General features: G+C 64.0%; 13 protein-coding genes and 1 riboswitch. Of the genes, 5 read left to right on the forward strand and 8 right to left on the reverse strand.

What is annotated here, in order from left to right:
* Positions 1–45: 45 nt before the first annotated feature.
* Positions 46–1,242 carry a hypothetical protein gene (locus tag AC0MRV_RS06100; RefSeq protein WP_472763549.1) on the forward strand — a complete coding sequence of 399 codons (1,197 nt, stop codon included), beginning with the start codon at positions 46–48 and terminating at the stop codon, positions 1,240–1,242.
* Positions 1,243–1,251: 9 nt separating this feature from the next.
* Here AC0MRV_RS06100 and AC0MRV_RS06105 read toward each other — a convergent pair whose 3' ends face one another.
* From AC0MRV_RS06105 to AC0MRV_RS06125, 5 genes are all read right to left on the reverse strand, one after another.
* Complete coding sequence (locus tag AC0MRV_RS06105; RefSeq protein WP_472763550.1) at positions 1,252–1,797, reverse strand: pyridoxamine 5'-phosphate oxidase family protein; 546 nt, start codon at positions 1,795–1,797, stop codon at positions 1,252–1,254.
* Positions 1,798–1,882: 85 nt separating this feature from the next.
* Positions 1,883–2,464, reverse strand: a complete 582-nt coding sequence (locus AC0MRV_RS06110) for a DUF2059 domain-containing protein (protein WP_472763551.1) — start codon at positions 2,462–2,464, stop codon at positions 1,883–1,885.
* Positions 2,465–2,572: 108 nt separating this feature from the next.
* Positions 2,573–3,214 (reverse strand): alpha/beta hydrolase family protein, encoded by a 642-nt coding sequence (locus tag AC0MRV_RS06115; protein ID WP_472763552.1) that lies wholly within the window; start codon positions 3,212–3,214, stop codon positions 2,573–2,575.
* A 24-nt stretch (positions 3,215–3,238) separates the two neighbouring features.
* Positions 3,239–3,619: a putative signal transducing protein gene (locus AC0MRV_RS06120; protein ID WP_472763553.1), complete on the reverse strand. Its 381-nt coding sequence runs from the start codon at positions 3,617–3,619 to the stop codon at positions 3,239–3,241.
* A gap of 97 nt (positions 3,620–3,716) precedes the next feature.
* Complete coding sequence (locus tag AC0MRV_RS06125; protein ID WP_472763554.1) at positions 3,717–5,762, reverse strand: TonB-dependent receptor; 2,046 nt, start codon at positions 5,760–5,762, stop codon at positions 3,717–3,719.
* Positions 5,763–5,814: 52 nt separating this feature from the next.
* Positions 5,815–5,933, reverse strand: a riboswitch (TPP riboswitch).
* A gap of 225 nt (positions 5,934–6,158) precedes the next feature.
* Here AC0MRV_RS06125 and AC0MRV_RS06130 point away from each other — a divergent pair.
* Together AC0MRV_RS06130 and AC0MRV_RS06135 are read left to right on the forward strand one after the other, a co-directional pair.
* Positions 6,159–7,745 carry a tetratricopeptide repeat protein gene (locus AC0MRV_RS06130; protein WP_472763555.1) on the forward strand — a complete coding sequence of 529 codons (1,587 nt, stop codon included), beginning with the start codon at positions 6,159–6,161 and terminating at the stop codon, positions 7,743–7,745.
* A gap of 46 nt (positions 7,746–7,791) precedes the next feature.
* Positions 7,792–9,399 (forward strand): hypothetical protein, encoded by a 1,608-nt coding sequence (locus tag AC0MRV_RS06135; RefSeq protein ID WP_472763556.1) that lies wholly within the window; start codon positions 7,792–7,794, stop codon positions 9,397–9,399.
* On the opposite strand, the gene AC0MRV_RS06140 is transcribed toward AC0MRV_RS06135, so the two are convergent.
* Positions 9,396–11,192 (reverse strand): DUF2062 domain-containing protein, encoded by a 1,797-nt coding sequence (locus AC0MRV_RS06140; RefSeq protein WP_472763557.1) that lies wholly within the window; start codon positions 11,190–11,192, stop codon positions 9,396–9,398. The two genes, AC0MRV_RS06135 and AC0MRV_RS06140, sit on opposite strands and share 4 nt — an antisense overlap.
* Before the next feature lie 175 nt (positions 11,193–11,367).
* Between AC0MRV_RS06140 and AC0MRV_RS06145 the strand changes: the two genes are divergently transcribed.
* Together AC0MRV_RS06145 and AC0MRV_RS06150 are read left to right on the forward strand one after the other, a co-directional pair.
* Positions 11,368–11,604, forward strand: a complete 237-nt coding sequence (locus AC0MRV_RS06145) for a hypothetical protein (protein WP_472763558.1) — start codon at positions 11,368–11,370, stop codon at positions 11,602–11,604.
* A 110-nt stretch (positions 11,605–11,714) separates the two neighbouring features.
* Positions 11,715–12,179 (forward strand): hypothetical protein, encoded by a 465-nt coding sequence (locus AC0MRV_RS06150; protein WP_472763559.1) that lies wholly within the window; start codon positions 11,715–11,717, stop codon positions 12,177–12,179.
* Positions 12,180–12,308: 129 nt separating this feature from the next.
* On the opposite strand, the gene AC0MRV_RS06155 is transcribed toward AC0MRV_RS06150, so the two are convergent.
* Together AC0MRV_RS06155 and AC0MRV_RS06160 are read right to left on the reverse strand one after the other, a co-directional pair.
* On the reverse strand, positions 12,309–13,352 hold the full coding sequence (locus AC0MRV_RS06155) for a hypothetical protein (RefSeq protein WP_472763560.1): 1,044 nt from the start codon (positions 13,350–13,352) through the stop codon (positions 12,309–12,311).
* Positions 13,353–13,426: 74 nt separating this feature from the next.
* Positions 13,427–14,845 carry an MATE family efflux transporter gene (locus AC0MRV_RS06160; RefSeq protein ID WP_472763561.1) on the reverse strand — a complete coding sequence of 473 codons (1,419 nt, stop codon included), beginning with the start codon at positions 14,843–14,845 and terminating at the stop codon, positions 13,427–13,429.
* Positions 14,846–14,873 lie beyond the last annotated feature (28 nt).

A 14,873-nucleotide genomic window follows, 5' to 3' on the forward strand; every position in this document is an offset into this window, starting at 1 on the left:
TTGTGATACCGTATTGGGGTCAGTGTTCCGCAAACCCTGTTTGTCATGCCTTTTCCCCGCGCCACCTTGTTCGCCCTTCTGTCCTGCACGGCATCGATCCTCCCGGCCCAGTTCCGGGACGATTTTAACGGCACCGAGATCGAGGGCTGGTTTGCGGTCGCCGGAGACGGAGACGCCAAGGTGGAGGTGGTGCCGATGGACGGCTTTGCCCGGCTCAACATCGACGCCACGGCGGACCGCCACGTGGTGTGGTATAGCTTCATCAAGCGCGACATCTCCGCTGCGCTTGATTTGGCGAAACTGGCCGACCCCGCCTATGAACTCCGGGTCGAAGCGCGCGTGCGCACCAGTGTCGCGCCGCGGCGGGTGAACTTCATGCTCAATACCTCGCGCACGACCGACTACCATGAGCACCTGCGCGAATATGACATCCCAACGGCGAACGAGTGGAAGATCATCAGCTTCACGACCGAGCATTTTGACGCGCAGCCCGGGGATCAGGTTTTTGTGCAGTTCTGCGCGACGGACCTCGGACCTGATCGTTACGCGGTCGATGTCGATTATTACCGGGCCGACGTGGTTAAGAAGGCCTCCGCCGGGCGCGACTTGGGCGAGTCATTGCTCTACCATCCGCCGGTGCCGCCGGTGGAGAGTTTTGGCGAACATCGGATTGTTTCACAGGACAGTCTGATCAATCAGGATTTCCCGGCGGTGAATCTCAATGACTGGCGCCTGAATGGAGCGACCGGGCGCCCATCGCGGGTGTTGTCGGTCAACGCGCACCAATGGGCGGTGCTGCGGTGGGATTTTGGGCCGCTTGCCAAGGCGAAGGTGGCGGGTGCGGGTGTCTTGGAGCTGACCACCGCCGCGCTGGCGGATGGCGGCGATTACCGTGGTGCGTTTGGGCGCGACCTCGCCGAGGAGTTTGGCAAGGTGCGCATCATCGAAATCCTGGGCGGTGATCCGGCGTGGACACAGGAGCAGGTCACGTGGGATTCCCTCACCGGCGGCGCGCCGTATGCGGAGGTGTTCAACACCCAGATGATCATCGACCTCGAGCCCGCTCCGGCGCCGGGCGGCAAAGCCTGGTTCACGCTGTCGCGACCCGTGATGCAACGGTTGCTCGACGGCACCACGAAAGGTCTGCTCATCCGTCCGCTGGGCGCGATCTCGCCGAGCTTCTTTGCATCGGAGGACGAGACCGGGCGCGGTCCCGTCCTGCACTTCAACGTGCGGAAGTGAGCTTGCCGGTTAGTTCAGAATGTGGGTCGGCTTCCCGTCGAGGCTCAGCTGGTTTTTCTGCGTCCAGTAGTCCGAAATACCGTCGGTGCCCTTGGTGCGCGCCCAATCGCTCAACTGTTCGCGTTCCTCGCGGTAGTCGAAGAAAGGCACCGCCATGCCGCAGGAGGTCTGCACCAGCTCGACGGCAAGATCGAAGATCTGGCGGGCGCCCGGCAGGGGGGCGAAGCGGCTGTAGTGCTCTTCCCATGACGCGTCGCGCGGGTGAATCGCGGTGGCGGTGCCGTAGAGGCGCAGGATGAGCGGCTTTCCCTCGAGGGCGCAGAACATGAGGGTCATGCGGGCGTTCTCGAGCAAGTGGGCGGCGGTCTCATTGCCGCTGCCGGTGACGTTGAGCCACATGACCCGATTCGGTGACAGCACGCGAAAGGAGTCCATGCCCTTGGGGGAGATGTTGACGCGGGTGTCGGCGCCGCCGGCCGTGCCGACGAAGAAAATCTTTTGGCGAGCGATGAACTCGATCTGCGCTTCCGGGATGTGGTCGTAGCGTTGGCCCATGGTTTCATCCAATCCGACGCCCCGGCGCGGTCAATCGCCCCGGCGAGGCAATGGTGCGACGGCCGGGGCTATACAGTTGGTCGGGTCAGGGTTCGAGGACCGGAGACCGTGCGGCGGAGAGTTCCGCCATCGTCTCTTCCTGGATGCGTTGCAGCTTCTGTGTCATTGATCCCATCCGCGCCTGCATGCTGGTCATGGCTTGCTGGGTAATGGCCGGGAGCTTGGTCAACACGGCTTTGCCTGCGGGGGTTCGGTAAAAATCGATCATGCCCTGCACCTCGTCCTCAGTCAGTGCCTTGGTGTAGATTTCGACGTAGAGTGGCTCAAGCCGCTCCCAACTGAGCTCCTCTTGGATCACCTCGGAGACCTTGTCGAGAGAGCGTTGGATGATCGCGCGCTCAGCATCGGTGATCGGTTGCCCAGCGAGCGCTTGATCGAAGCCGGTCTGGCTCATGCTGCGGATCTGTGGGATCATTTGATCGAGCATCGCGCGAACGTTGGTCTCTTCGAGGAGTTGGCGAACGAGCGCCTCAGTGGCCGGCTTGGGCTCATTTTGGGCGAGGGCGGCACCAACGAGCAGGCTCGCGCCGAGAATAGCTGACAGAACTTTTTTCATAGGGATGGGGGTTGCGGCCAGCTGGGTCGAAGGGGAGAGGGCAAGTGCCATCGGGTCAATCCTTCGCGGTCGACGAATAACCTGCGGCGACGATGCGACCGTGGACTTTCAGCGGTGGCGATGGCTACGAGCGAAGGATCTGGACGGATCCGGCTGTCGTCAGTGCAACCACTCGAGGGTGGGATTCAGCCACGCTTTGTGCGGCGTGTAGAGCAAACCGTGGCCCAAACCGGTATCGGGGATCTCCACCCGAGAGGCGGGGAGCAGAGGACCTGGTTGAAGATACGCTTCGTCCACCCAGGCGCGTTCGTCTGACTCGTCGTGAATCGACAGCACCCGACCGCTTAGTGGCACGGGGGGCAGTGAGGCCATATCGTAAAGACTGGCGATAAGCACGAAACGCACTTCCGGTTCGCGCAACACATGAGAAACCCGACCTGCAATGACACCCCCCATGGAGGCACCGACGACGGCGATCTGTGACGGCGGCACCCCACCGTCGCGCAGCTGTTGAATCCAAGCCAAGGTGCGCTGCACGTGGGCATCGAGGTCATTGTTGGGGCGAATTTCGCTGATCACATAAAAGTCGGCGTCGGCGAACGCGCGCAGGATGCCGTCATAGTTGTAGGGACCAAACAGCGGGCTTTCGGCCGTCCCGTCCGTTCCCGCCAGGATGCCGCCGTGCAGATAGATCAGGTAGCGTTGAGCCGGGTCCGGTTGGGCGGGCGGAGCGTCCTGAATCTCCGCACGAATTCCGTGTGGGCAGAGCAGTAGAACGAGAAGAAGACGGCTGAGTTTCACGTCGTGAAGGGGAGGGCGCGTGGGTCAACCGGTTCGCGGTGCGTTGTGGGACTTGCCGCAGTCGAGGCAGGTGACCCTCAGGCGTGAAGTAGGCCAGGCAAAGTAGGCGAGGAGCAAGGTCAGGGCGCTGACCGGGCGCAGTGGCGCGACGGTGACGTGTTGCGAAGCACAATGCGGGCAAACCAGCACGCCCTCGGCCGTCGTGATGTCGTGCAGGATGGCGCGCGCGTCTTCCAACTGATCATCGGGCACGTCGATTTTCACGCCACCGATGGCATTGGACCACATCCAGTTGAGTTGAAGCGTGGCTTCATCGCGGGTGACGGCGTCGATACCCGCGTCGCGCAACCGGGAAAGGGGCACGAGCGTTTCGGCCGGCATGGAGTAGGTGGCGACCGTTTTCATCGTCGCGAGCTTGGACTGCGTCACCGGCGTGGGCAATAAAACAGCCCGCCGCCGGATGGGCTGCGGGCTGAGGCGAATCGAGGAGCCGACGGGGAGGCTAGAAGCTGTAGCGCACCGTCGCGCCGAGTTGACGGGGGTCGGCGGGAGACTCGTAGCGGGTGTCGAGCCAGTCGGGGCCGGCGTTGGCGAAGTAGAAGATGCGTTTTTCGTAGCGTTCGTCGAAGAGGTTGCGGGCCCAGAGCGTGAGCGCCCACGGACCGCTGCGATAGCCGACGGAGGCGTTGACGACGTTGAAGCCGCTGCGGGTTTCGCCGTGGGTGTTGGACTCGAAGTAGGCGTCGCGGCCGTTGAGCTCGGCGCTGGCCCAGAAACCGTTGCTGGCTTCGTAGCGGCCGCCGATCGAGTAGGTCGTGCTCGGCACGTTGGCGAGCTCGCGACCGCCGGCGGGCGACTGCGCGGTGTTGTTGAGGGTGAAGGCGTCCAGGTGCGAGTCCATCAGGCCGACGCTGCCGTAGGCGGTGAAGCCATCGGCGAGCAGGGCGGTGAAGCTGGCCTCGGCGCCGCTGATGTGCGCGCTCTGGCCGTTGTCGACGAAGTAGGTGAAGGTGCCGCCGAAGCCGGCGGAGTCGCGGACCTGCGGGGTGTCGCGATCGAGGTAGAAGGCGACAAGCTCGCCCGAGAAACGGCCGTCGGCGCTGCGGGTGCGCAGACCGAGTTCGGTGTTCCACATGATCTCGGTGGCGTAGGTGTCGGGCCCTTCGTCGGGCACGATGAGGTAGTTGTAGATGTTCACGCCGCCGGCCTTGTAGCCGCGGGTGACGGAAGCGAAGGCGAGCGTATTGGAAGTGAGGTCCTGCTCGAGCACGACTTTGCCGCCGACGAGGGTGTCGGAAAAATCGAAGGCGCCGCGAAACTCGACCTCGGTGTCGAGTTCGTAGTCCTCGACGCGCAGGCCGGCGATGAGGCGCGTGCCGCGGGCGAGGTCTTGTCCCCACTGACCGAATACCGCCGTGGTGGTGGCGTCGAAGTCCTGGTTGGCGTCACCGAAACCGGCGGTCAGGAAGGTGTGCTCCTCGAGCGACTCGTAGTAGGCGCCGACGGTCCAGCGGGAATCATTCAGCGTGCCGTCGAGGCGCAGCTCCTGATTGAACATGTCGCGGTCGCGGTGGAACTCGAGGAAGAGGTCGTAACCACGTGGATCGGCGGCGTCGGTCCAGTCGGAGTCGTAACTGTAGAGCGAGTCGGCGGTGGTGAAAGCGGTCTTGGTGGTGAAGGTGAGCGCGTCGCCGGTGTAGACGCCTTTGAGCGAACCGGCGAAGGCTTCCTGGGTATCGAAGCCCGGCTCGTCGGAGTGGGTGGTGAAGCCGGTGTTATCGAGGGAGAACTCGTCGTAGCCGTTGGCTTGATCGGCGTAGAAGGCGGTCGTGTCCCACACCCAGGTGGCGGTCGGGGTGAAGCGCAGCTTGAGGCGCAGGAAGGTCTCGTCGATCGCGTTGGTGTCGTCGCGGTTGAGGAAGGCGTTGTGGCGCCAGCCGTCGGCGGTGGTGCGCTGGGCGGCGATCCGGAAGCCGGCGGTGTCGCTGAGCGGTCCGCCGAAGGCGAGGCCACCACTCAGGGTGTTGTCCTCGGCGACGGTGGCTTCGGTGTAACCGGTGAAGGTGTCGGTCGGGCCGTTGGTCACCACCTTGATGACACCGGCAGCCGCGTTGGCGCCAAAGGCGCCGGCCTGCGGACCGCGGAGGACCTCGACCTGTTGGGCGTCAAACAATGTCGCGGCGCCGCCGAGTCCGGTGAAGTCGAGATCGTCGATGAGGAAGCGCACCGAAGAGTCGGGCGATTCGCCTTCGAATTGGGAGTTTTCGCCGATGCCACGAATCTGAAAATAACGCGGTCGCGAGGTGCCGCCGGTCCACGTGAGGTTGGGCGTGGCGTTGATGAGGTCGCCGAAGGCCTGGGTGCCGTTGGCGGCGAGCGCGGCCGGACCGAAGACGGTGGCCGAGGCGCTGGTGCGGGCGAGTTCGGAGGACCAGAGGTCGGACGTGACGACCACGGTGTCGAGCTCGACAGTTTGTTGCGCCACCGCGGGCAGGGCCGCGAGGGCGAGCAGACATCCGCTCAAGGCGGAGGTGTGGGAGGGTTTCATGTTTGGATCTCGAATCGGAGGATTGGAGATCCGGCCTTGGGCGCTGAAACGGAGTGTATACGGTTCCTTTTCCTACGCCGGTATCAACCGGATCAGGTTCAAAGGGACCGCCACGCTGCCGAAGCGTTGTGGACATCTCAGACCCATGACGGGTCGCCCCTAAGGACGGCGCAACGAGTCCGTCGATCGCGCAGTTCTGTCAATGCGGTAATTTTGACCGGCTGGGCGAAACCCGGTCTTGGCGCGGCGCGGGAATGTCATTTGGGTGGATCGGCTGGCCGCCTCAAATACCTGATTGTGATGAAACTCCGAATGCCGATGGCCCCATGGGGCAGGATGGTCTTGGTGGGGCGACGATGGCTTTGCCTTTTTGCGATGTTGTGGGGCCTCCCCCCCGTGGTAGCCCAGTTGAGCGAAGCCGAGCTGCTGCCTGGAATCGACGGAAGCTGGAGCCGTTATGAGTCGGCCAACTTCGAGTTGTATAGCAACGACTCTGAGTCGGACGCGCGGAGTGTTCTGCACGACATGGAGGTGTTGCGAGCGGTGTTCCTCGGGGAACGGGGCGAGCGGGAACGGAAGCGCATCCCGGTAACCGTGTTCGCGTTCGGTAAGGGTCGGGATTTCGATTTCTACAGCCGCCACCGCGAAGACTCGGAGGTGCGACTGGCGGGTCTCTACGTGGGGCGGCCGGATCGGGCGACGATTTTGTTGCGACCGTCGCAAGATCGGGAGACAGCGCGGAAAGTCGCCTTTCACGAGTATGTGCACCATCTGTTTCGGGCGGTGGAAAGTGAGCCGCCGACTTGGTTCAACGAAGGCATGGCGGAATTGTTGGCCGGTTTCAAAATAGAGGGCGGCAAGCTCACGATCGGGCATCCGCAGATCGGCCGATTGTTGTCGCTCCAGAACGAGCGACTCATCCCCTTGGAGACGCTCTTCCGTTCGGGTTACGGGTCGCAGTATTTCAAGTCAGACAACCACATTGGCCTTTTTTACGCGCAGTCATGGGCCTTGTTGCACTACCTGCGTTACGGAAAACACAAGTTTGAGCCGGCGCAGGTCGAGCGCTTCCTGGCGGTCGCCGGGGACGAGGCCCGGCTGGCGCGGACCAACATGAAGTCGCTGTTCGAGGACTGCTTTAAGATCGACTACGACAAGATGGAGAAGCAGCTCGCAAAGTATGTGCGGCGCGGTCGTTACACCTATGGCAAAGTTCCGCTGCCGGATCTGCCGCCGAAGGAGAGCTACGCGCGGCAGGCGCTGTCGGTGGACCAAATCCGCGTGCGGTTGGCGGCGTTGGCCTTGCGCACGTCCGGCTCGGCGGCGGGCACGATCGCGTTGCTCCAGGCGGGACGCGGTGACGACGCAGACCCCCGTATCTATGAAGCACTCGGGGCGGTTGCTTGGCAGAAACAGGAATTCGAGGCTGCGATCGAGTATTGGGAGCAGGCGCGCAGACTGGGCACGACGAACTCCGCGGTTTTGCGGGAACTTGCGCAGCATGAGTGGAAGCGTTGGTTCACCCGCGCATCAATGGACCTGCGTTTACCGGAGGAAACCACCCAGGAATTGCGCGCCCTGTTGGTCGCGGCTTTGCAGGCGGAGCCCGAAATGGATGCGGCCTATGAGATGTTGGCGTGGGTGGAGGCGTGCTCCGACTCGCTCAGCGCGGCCAACGTCAATTCGGTGCAGCGGCATTTTCCGCGCATGAAAAAGAAGGCCTCCACGCTGCTGGCCCTGGCGCTGAGTTACGAACGCATTGGCCAAAAAGCCCAGGCGGTGGATTTTCTGCGCAAGCTGCCGCGCTTCGAGCCGGATGAGTGGACGCTCGAAGGCGCGGAGGAGGCGCTCGCCCGGTTCGAAGGCGTGCCGCGCACCATGGTGTCACTGGACAACGTGGCGGACGCCCAGCGCCTGGGCGCCCAAGGTATCAACAAAAGCACGACAAGGTTGCCGTCGGTGCCCGTCCCGGGGGATCTCTGAAATGACCGCCACATCCTTTTCGTGCTCAAGTCGCGGACGAGTCCTGATGTTAGCCTTGATCCTGCTCGGCCGGGTGCGGGGCGCGGACGACGTTGTGATGATGTCGCCCTACGAAATCACGGCGCAGACGGTGGAGTTCAAGGGCTGGACCAAACTGCGGTCGCCCAACTTCATCGTCTACACGGATGCGTCGCTCAAGGAGGTGCGGCCGATCATCCGGCAGATGGAGATGCTGCATCTGGTGGCGCAGGTCACCTTTGGGCGCCGGCCGTTGAGTCGCTCGCCAGCCCTCATCGTGTTGCCGACCCTGGGCTCCGACTGGCGCAAACTGCGCTCCAAGGGCGAGGTGGAGTGGCGCGTCGCAGTGTCCAGTCTCGACTGGTTCCAGGCCGGCAGCGTGGTCGAATACGACTGGCAGGATCGAGGGATCAACGTGCTTTGGGCGTCTCTGACCCGGAACGAGCTCAATTGGATGAACCTGAGCATGCCCCTCGCGCTCAACAACGGCTTTGCCTACTATTTCGAAACATGCCGACCGAGCAAAGGCGGGCTGCGGGTCGGGGACGGCAACCTGCGGGTGCAGTGGATGCGGGATCGCAGCAGTTGGTTGGAGTGGGACGAGCTCTTCAGCATGACCACCACCTCCTCGACTTACACGCGGGACACGAATGCGGTGCACTATTTCAACGGGCAGGCCGCGTTGTTTGTGCACTTCATGATGACGCGGGAGGAGCCGGGGCGCCTCGATCAACTGCTGCGCTGGGCGGCCTTGCTGCGGGCGGGCGTCAAGCCGACCGAGGCCCGCTTTCAGTCCGTCTTCGGCATGACGTGGAAGGAGTGCAATGAGCGCCTCTCCCGGTTCATGAACGGCGAGAAGTTTAATGTGAAACTCTACTCCTTTCCGCCGGAGGCCTTGGATTTCGTCGTGACGGAACTGGAGGTGAAGACCCAGGAGATGCGGGACCTCTTTGTGCTGATCCAGATCTGCAACCAGAAGGTTCCGGCCAGCGAGGAGTCGTTGAACTTGATTCTGGGCAAAGAGCTGGCGAGTCCGGCCCTGCGCCCGCTGTTGGTCGAGGCCTGTCGGGGGTGGAAGCGGGATGACGAGGCGATGGCGCAACTGCGCCTCATGATTGAGGAAGGGCAGGTTTCGCGTGAGGTCTTCGATCTGGGCACCCACCTCCTGTTTGAACAAAGTCTGTTCGGGCGGGAGCGGACGGCAGCGTTGGTCGCCGAGACATTGCTCACGACCACCCTGGATGCCCCTCGGGTCGACGAACTTCGCCAGTGGAGCAGACTCGCCCTTCACCGCGAACCGCACCTGACCTGCGTCGGGGAAATGTTGTGCTGGACCGAAGCCCTCGCGCCGGCGGTCGATGCCGGGACGCTGGCAACGATCAAGGCGCAACTCGCCGCGATTGAAGGCAATGGCGACACCGACGGAGCGCTCGCCGCGTTCGCGGTCGCGGCGCATCGGACGGGGGAAACCGACCGTGCGCGGCGAGCCTGCGAAGCCCTCATCTCCTCCGACTTCACGGGTGAAGCCTACCGGTTGGTGGCGGAACGACTGCTGGTGAAAATGGGATTTCCGGTGCCGCCGCGTCCACCTGAACCCGAATTGGTCTTGCCCGAGGACGAGAAGCGGAAGTCCTAGTTGCCGCCGTTCGGCGGCGGTTCCTCCGTTTTCTTGCCGCCGAGCAGTCCGCCGAGGCCGTTGAGGAGACCGCCGGCTTTGTCGCCGAGTTCTTCGCCGACCTTTTCCTTCAGCAGGTTGGTGCCGGCTTTTTTGGCAAGGTTGGTGACGAGCGAGGGATCGATCTTGATCGAAGGGTTATCGAGCGAACCGGCGAGGCCGATGGGCACGGTGAAGTTGTCGAGCGGGACGGCGCGGCCGGCGATGTTCGCGGTGGTCTTGTGCAGTGTCACATCCAGCGGGGCGTTGATGGTGCCTTCGGCGGGCACGTAGGCGCCGGTGAAGGCGAGGTCGATGGTGCCGCCTTCGAGCAGGGGCGTGCCTTGTTCGCTGCGCTTCAAACTGTCGGCCAGCTTGGCGGTGGGGATTCCGCGGTAGTGAGCGGTGAGCTCGTTGGTGGCGCCGGCAGCGACGGTGAGGCCGAGGGTGTCGGCCGAGGAGCTGACCTGCACCCGGGCGGGTTCGGCGAGCAACCACGGTTGGGTGGAGAGGTTGTGGCCGGTGATGTGCAGGGTCTCGCCGGGCAACCACGAGGCTTGCACCCCGGCGGCGTCGAGTTCGCGGATGAGCAGCAATGGCGCGTCGGTCACGAGGTGGTCGGCACTCACGTTCGCGTAACCGTATTCTTCGGCCATACGTTGCAGACGGTCGGACCACGTTTCGCCATTGGTGGACGATTCGCTTTCGGCGTCGGGTGAACCGGGGTTGATGCGGTCGAGCCATTGTTTGGCCTGGGCCAGGCGTTCGCGCCAGATATGGGCGTTGGCGAGGTAGTCGTCGATGGAGCCGGCGTCGGGCAGTTTGATGAAGGGACCTTCGTCGGGCGCGGGGGTGACGCGGTCGCCGGGCACACGGCGGGCGGTCTGCAGGCGGGCGTTGTGGAGCACGATGCGATCGAGGGTCAGGCGCTTGCGCAGGAGGTCGCTGGCGCTGACGTCGGCTTCGAGGCGGTCGGCTTCGAGCAGGTTGGTGTCGAGTTGGTTGGGATCGGCAACGGCGAGGCCCTCAACGGTGAGGCGTCCGGCACCGAGATCGAGGTCGGCGGAGGTGAGGTCGACGGTGGCGCCGTTGGCGCGTTCGAGACCGTCGCGCAGCGCGGTGGTGACGATGGCGGGCGCGAAGAACTTGGCACCGACGACGATGAGCACGGTGGCGAACACCACGAGCGCGACGCCGAGGGGGCGGATGGGGTTGCCCACACGTTTCTGGGCGAGGGCGGCGTAGTCGGGATCCTTGAGGCCGCCGCCGGCGAGGATGAAGACGCCCCAGCGAACCCAGCCGCGGTCGGCCCATTGGCGGTATTTCTGGGAATTTTCGCGCGAGTTGGCCATGCGCTGGCGGAAGCGGGTCACGCCGCGGCTGACGGTCCAGCCGGTGGCGGCGCCGAGCAGGGTGCCGAGCACGAGTCCGCCGGTGGTGGCGTAGTTGTCGATGCCGAGCAGGGCGGTGACGGGCGCGTTGATGAGCGCGCGGAATAGCGGCTCGGTCGGGCCGTCGAGAAAGAAGCGACCGAGGTGAAAACTGATCGGAAGCAGTGCGAGTGAGGCCAGTTTCGCGATGGCCCCAACGAGCGCGGCGAGGAAGAGGTTGGCGTTGATCAGCACCAGCAGCAGGGCGAGGACGAGGGTGAGTCCGGGGGCGGTGCCGAAGCTCGGGACGAAGCCGAGCATCGCGCCGAGGGTGCAACCGGCGATGAGTTGAAACGGAGTGGCTTTGCCACGCAGGATGGCGCCAATTTTACGAGTGAAGAGCATGGCTGGAGGGGAGTCGGGTTTGGGGGCTCAGACCGAGAAAAGGGAATTCGGCTCCCGAAAAGCGCAAGCGGCCTGCATTTCGTCGCGGTAAAACGGGGTTTGGTCGCGATGGTCTCGCTTTCGTGGACCTTGAACTCGGATGGTTACGGTCACTGTGATGCGAAGCTTGCGGGCCGTGCTTTTGGTGTTGGCGCTGGGGACCTTAACCGGGTGCTCGACGAATGGCCTCTCGCCGGAAGCCCAGAAGGTCAAGGCGGAGACCTACGAGACGGTTTACACGCTCGGCAGCCACATCCCGAAGAAAGTGCATCGCGGGGCCGAAGCGGACAGCAACGACGGGGCGAGTCCGGTGGCCGTGATCGAGGGCGAGAAAGCGCGCGACGTGGTGCGCACGATGCAGCGGAAAAACTGAGGGACAATTCAGGTTCGCGTTCGCAGCGATTTGAGGAGACGACTCGGGGTGCTGGCCGCGCACCTCAACTTGGTAAGTTTATGTTTCTTAGATCCCTTGTGTCCGCGTCCATGCTGCTGTGCAGCTGGCTCCTTCTTGCCGGCTGTGAATCCGTGCCGACCACCGTGTCGCCGAACCTGACCCACACGCTGGTGGGTAACGGTCATCTGCCGAACGAAGAGATTCGGGACTTCTATCCGCCCGAGCAGTGGGCGCAGGTCGCCGATCGTCCCTATGCCGGTTTCGTGATTCTGCGGGGCGTGGTGAATTGGGACAACGAGGTCAAAGCCAACCGCGTGCGCATGGCTTATCCCGATGAGTCGCGGGTCGAGCTGGCGCGGCGTTTCAGCAGCGAGATCAAGCTGCCGCTCTCGATGGCGGGCTCACGCGTGAAACCGAATGCCGAGGTGTATGTGGTTTTTTATGACAACGACGACGGCAGCCACACCGCGCTGGTTTTCGCCAAGCAGCTTTCCCAGCACGGCATGTCGCAAACAATCGCGCGCGACCGCTACCTCACGGTCGTGCATTTTTGATGAGCCCCTGGGGAAAGCTTCAGCTTCTTTTCAGCCACGGATGGCACGGATAACCACGGATAAAACCGGGCGCGGTGCTGCGGGACTCCGGGTTTATCGGTGCCCTCCGTGGCCGATTGTTCCGTCTCGCTAGGCGTCCAGCGCGCGATCGATCATGTGCAACAGATCAGCGGTGCGGAGGCGGGGGTGTTGGGCGCAGAGCTGGCGCAGGAAGCGCAGATGGTAGGCGCGTTCGTCGGTGGCCCACGGCGTGCGTGAGTCGGGCGTAAGGGAGTCGATACCGCGGTTTTCGCGTTGGCGGATCTTGACCAGACTCTCGCGGAAGGAGGCGGCATCGACGCTCTGATCGATGCCGTCGATGCGCAGCAGCACCCGACCATCGGCCTGGCGGCGCAGGCGGGTGATCTGTTGGTAGGGGTTGGCCGCCTCGGTGTGTTTGCGCTGATCAAGGGGGTTGAGAATTTTGAGATCGATCAACTGACGGCGCAGGCCGGCGGCGGCGGTCTGGCGGTTGAGCAGGAAGGGATCGTTGGAGACGTTGCCTTGAGTGAGCTCGTTGAGGATATCGAGATCCTCCTGTTCCAGTGTGCGGTAGAGCTCGAGGAGGTCGATGAGGTGGTGTTCGACGAGCAGCAGCACGGCCGCGAGAAAGGTGGGCTCCTGGCGGTGCAGGCGATCGAGCAGGGCGCGAATTTCGGCCGCGGTGCGGATCACCGCTGGGGGCAGCTCGCCGCGGGCGGCGGCATCGACCAGCGCCCGCGCGACGCGGTGAGGCATGGCCGATTCCACGAGCGTGGCGATCTCGGCGAGTTGGGTCGGAGAGGGCTGAAAGGGTTGGCCCTCCAGCCAACGGTGCTGGTGATCGAGCCAGTGGCGGGCGGTCGCGCGCGTGGCGGTGTCGACGTAAAAAATGGTCCAGGCATCGTCGTCGGAGCTGCCGATTTTCCACGGGAACGTGGCATTCTCCATGACCCCGCGGGCGATGAAGTCGGCATCGGCGTCGGCTCGCGGGACCGCGAGCAGGGCCCAGGCATCATTCGCGATCTCCATTTCGGCCCCGTAATCGCTGAGTTGCTCCGTGATGAAGGAGCGGAGGTGGGTTTCGCCGGCGGCGAAAGCATTGTCGGACAGCGGGCGGGCGGAGGACGAAACAGGAGCGAACGAAGTGGCCATACGTTGTGATGAACAAGCGCAGGCCTAGGTAAAATCAGGACTAGGGTAAAGACCCTAATTTCGGAATAATTATTTCAGACCACGTGAGCTTTCCAGTGGCCGGCCCGGAAGAGCAGCCAGCTCCACGTGGTGAGCGCCGAAAACGAGACCGGCACGGCGATGAACACGCCGGTGGGGCCGAGGTCCAGTGGCGACGAGAGCAGCCAGGCGAGCGGCACCTGCCCCAGCCACATCGTGAAGAAGTTCAGGCGGGTGGGCGTCCACGTATCGCCGGCGCCGTTAAAAGTGCCTTCGAGACACATGCCGGCGGCGTAGAGAGGGAAGGCGAGGCTCACGATCCACAGCGAGCGCACGGCGTGCACCGTGACGGCCGGATCGGTCGTGAAGACCCCGATGAGGGGGCGGCAGCAGGCGATGAACACGATGCCGACCAGGCCGAGGAAGATCACGTTGTAACGCACCGCGATGCGCACGGCCTGCTCCGCACGGTCGGGGGCGCGGGCGCCGAGGTTTTGGCCGACCAGGGTGGCGCCGGCGTTGGACAATCCCCAGGCAGGCATGAGGGCAAAGATGATGAGGCGGATCGTGATGGTGTAGCCCGCGACCGCGGCGCTGCCGAAGACGGCCAGGATCTTGAACAGGCCGATCCAACTGGTGGTGGTGATGAGCATTTGGGCGACCCCGTTGGCGGAGGTGCGCAGGATGGTGAACGCCTCGGGCCGCGGTTTCAGGTCGGACCAGTGCAGGGAGAGCCGGCCGCGGTCGCCCGTGAGGTGCCAGATCTGGTAGACCACGCCGATGCCTCGGCCGAGGTTGGTGGCGACGGCGGCGCCATTGAGGCCGAGTTCCGGGAAGGGGCCCCAACCAAAGATGAAGCACGGGTCGAGGATGAGGTTGAGGCCGTTGGCGAGGATGAGGGTGCGCATGGCGAGCGCGGGATCACCGGCGCCGCGAAACACGGCGTTGATGAGGAAGATCAGGAACACCGTCGCGTTGCCGCCGAACATGATGGTGGCGAAGGAGTGACCGAGTTCGACCACCGCGGGCTCGGCGCCCATGAGGGTCAGCAAGCGCGAGGCGTTGAGGCCGAGCGCCAGGCCGAGCAAGGTCGACAGGGTGGCGCCGAGCAGAATGACCTGACCCGCGGCCTGGGCGGCGCGGACGGTATCCTTTTCGCCAATACGTCGGGCGACGATGGCGCCGGCGGCGAAGGAGATACCGAAGCCGACCGCGTAAATGGTGGACATGAGCGACTCGGTGAGCCCGACCACGGCGATGGCGTCGCGGCCAAGGTGGGAAACCCAGAACACGTCGGCCAGTGCGAAGAGCGACTCCATGATCATCTCCATGACCATGGGCACGGCGAGGAGCAGCACGGCGCGCTTCAGCGGCAGGACGGTGTAGTCGTGCGGCACGCCGCGCAGCGCATCCAGGATGGCGCGGCCCACGGAAACGGGCTGTTCGTCCAGAGAGGGAGCTTCGGGGTCCGGCATGGCAGGGCGTCAAAAAGGGAAACGGTTG

The organism is Actomonas spartinae (assembly GCF_051209155.1).
GTDB lineage: Bacteria > Verrucomicrobiota > Verrucomicrobiia > Opitutales > Opitutaceae > Actomonas.

Excerpts from the sequence above, each read along its gene's own strand:
- AC0MRV_RS06160 (WP_472763561.1), bottom strand. The coding sequence starts at position 14,845 with ATGCCGGACCCCGAAGCTCCCTCTCTGGACGAACAGCCCGTTTCCGTG.
- AC0MRV_RS06125 (WP_472763554.1), bottom strand. The coding sequence starts at position 5,762 with ATGAAACCCTCCCACACCTCCGCCTTGAGCGGATGTCTGCTCGCCCTC.
- AC0MRV_RS06155 (WP_472763560.1), bottom strand. The coding sequence starts at position 13,352 with ATGGCCACTTCGTTCGCTCCTGTTTCGTCCTCCGCCCGCCCGCTGTCC.
- AC0MRV_RS06105 (WP_472763550.1), bottom strand. The coding sequence starts at position 1,797 with ATGGGCCAACGCTACGACCACATCCCGGAAGCGCAGATCGAGTTCATC.
- AC0MRV_RS06120 (WP_472763553.1), bottom strand. The coding sequence starts at position 3,619 with ATGAAAACGGTCGCCACCTACTCCATGCCGGCCGAAACGCTCGTGCCC.
- AC0MRV_RS06150 (WP_472763559.1), top strand. The coding sequence starts at position 11,715 with ATGCTGCTGTGCAGCTGGCTCCTTCTTGCCGGCTGTGAATCCGTGCCG.
- AC0MRV_RS06135 (WP_472763556.1), top strand. The coding sequence starts at position 7,792 with ATGTTAGCCTTGATCCTGCTCGGCCGGGTGCGGGGCGCGGACGACGTT.
- AC0MRV_RS06110 (WP_472763551.1), bottom strand. The coding sequence starts at position 2,464 with ATGGCACTTGCCCTCTCCCCTTCGACCCAGCTGGCCGCAACCCCCATC.
- AC0MRV_RS06140 (WP_472763557.1), bottom strand. The coding sequence starts at position 11,192 with ATGCTCTTCACTCGTAAAATTGGCGCCATCCTGCGTGGCAAAGCCACT.
- AC0MRV_RS06100 (WP_472763549.1), top strand. The coding sequence starts at position 46 with ATGCCTTTTCCCCGCGCCACCTTGTTCGCCCTTCTGTCCTGCACGGCA.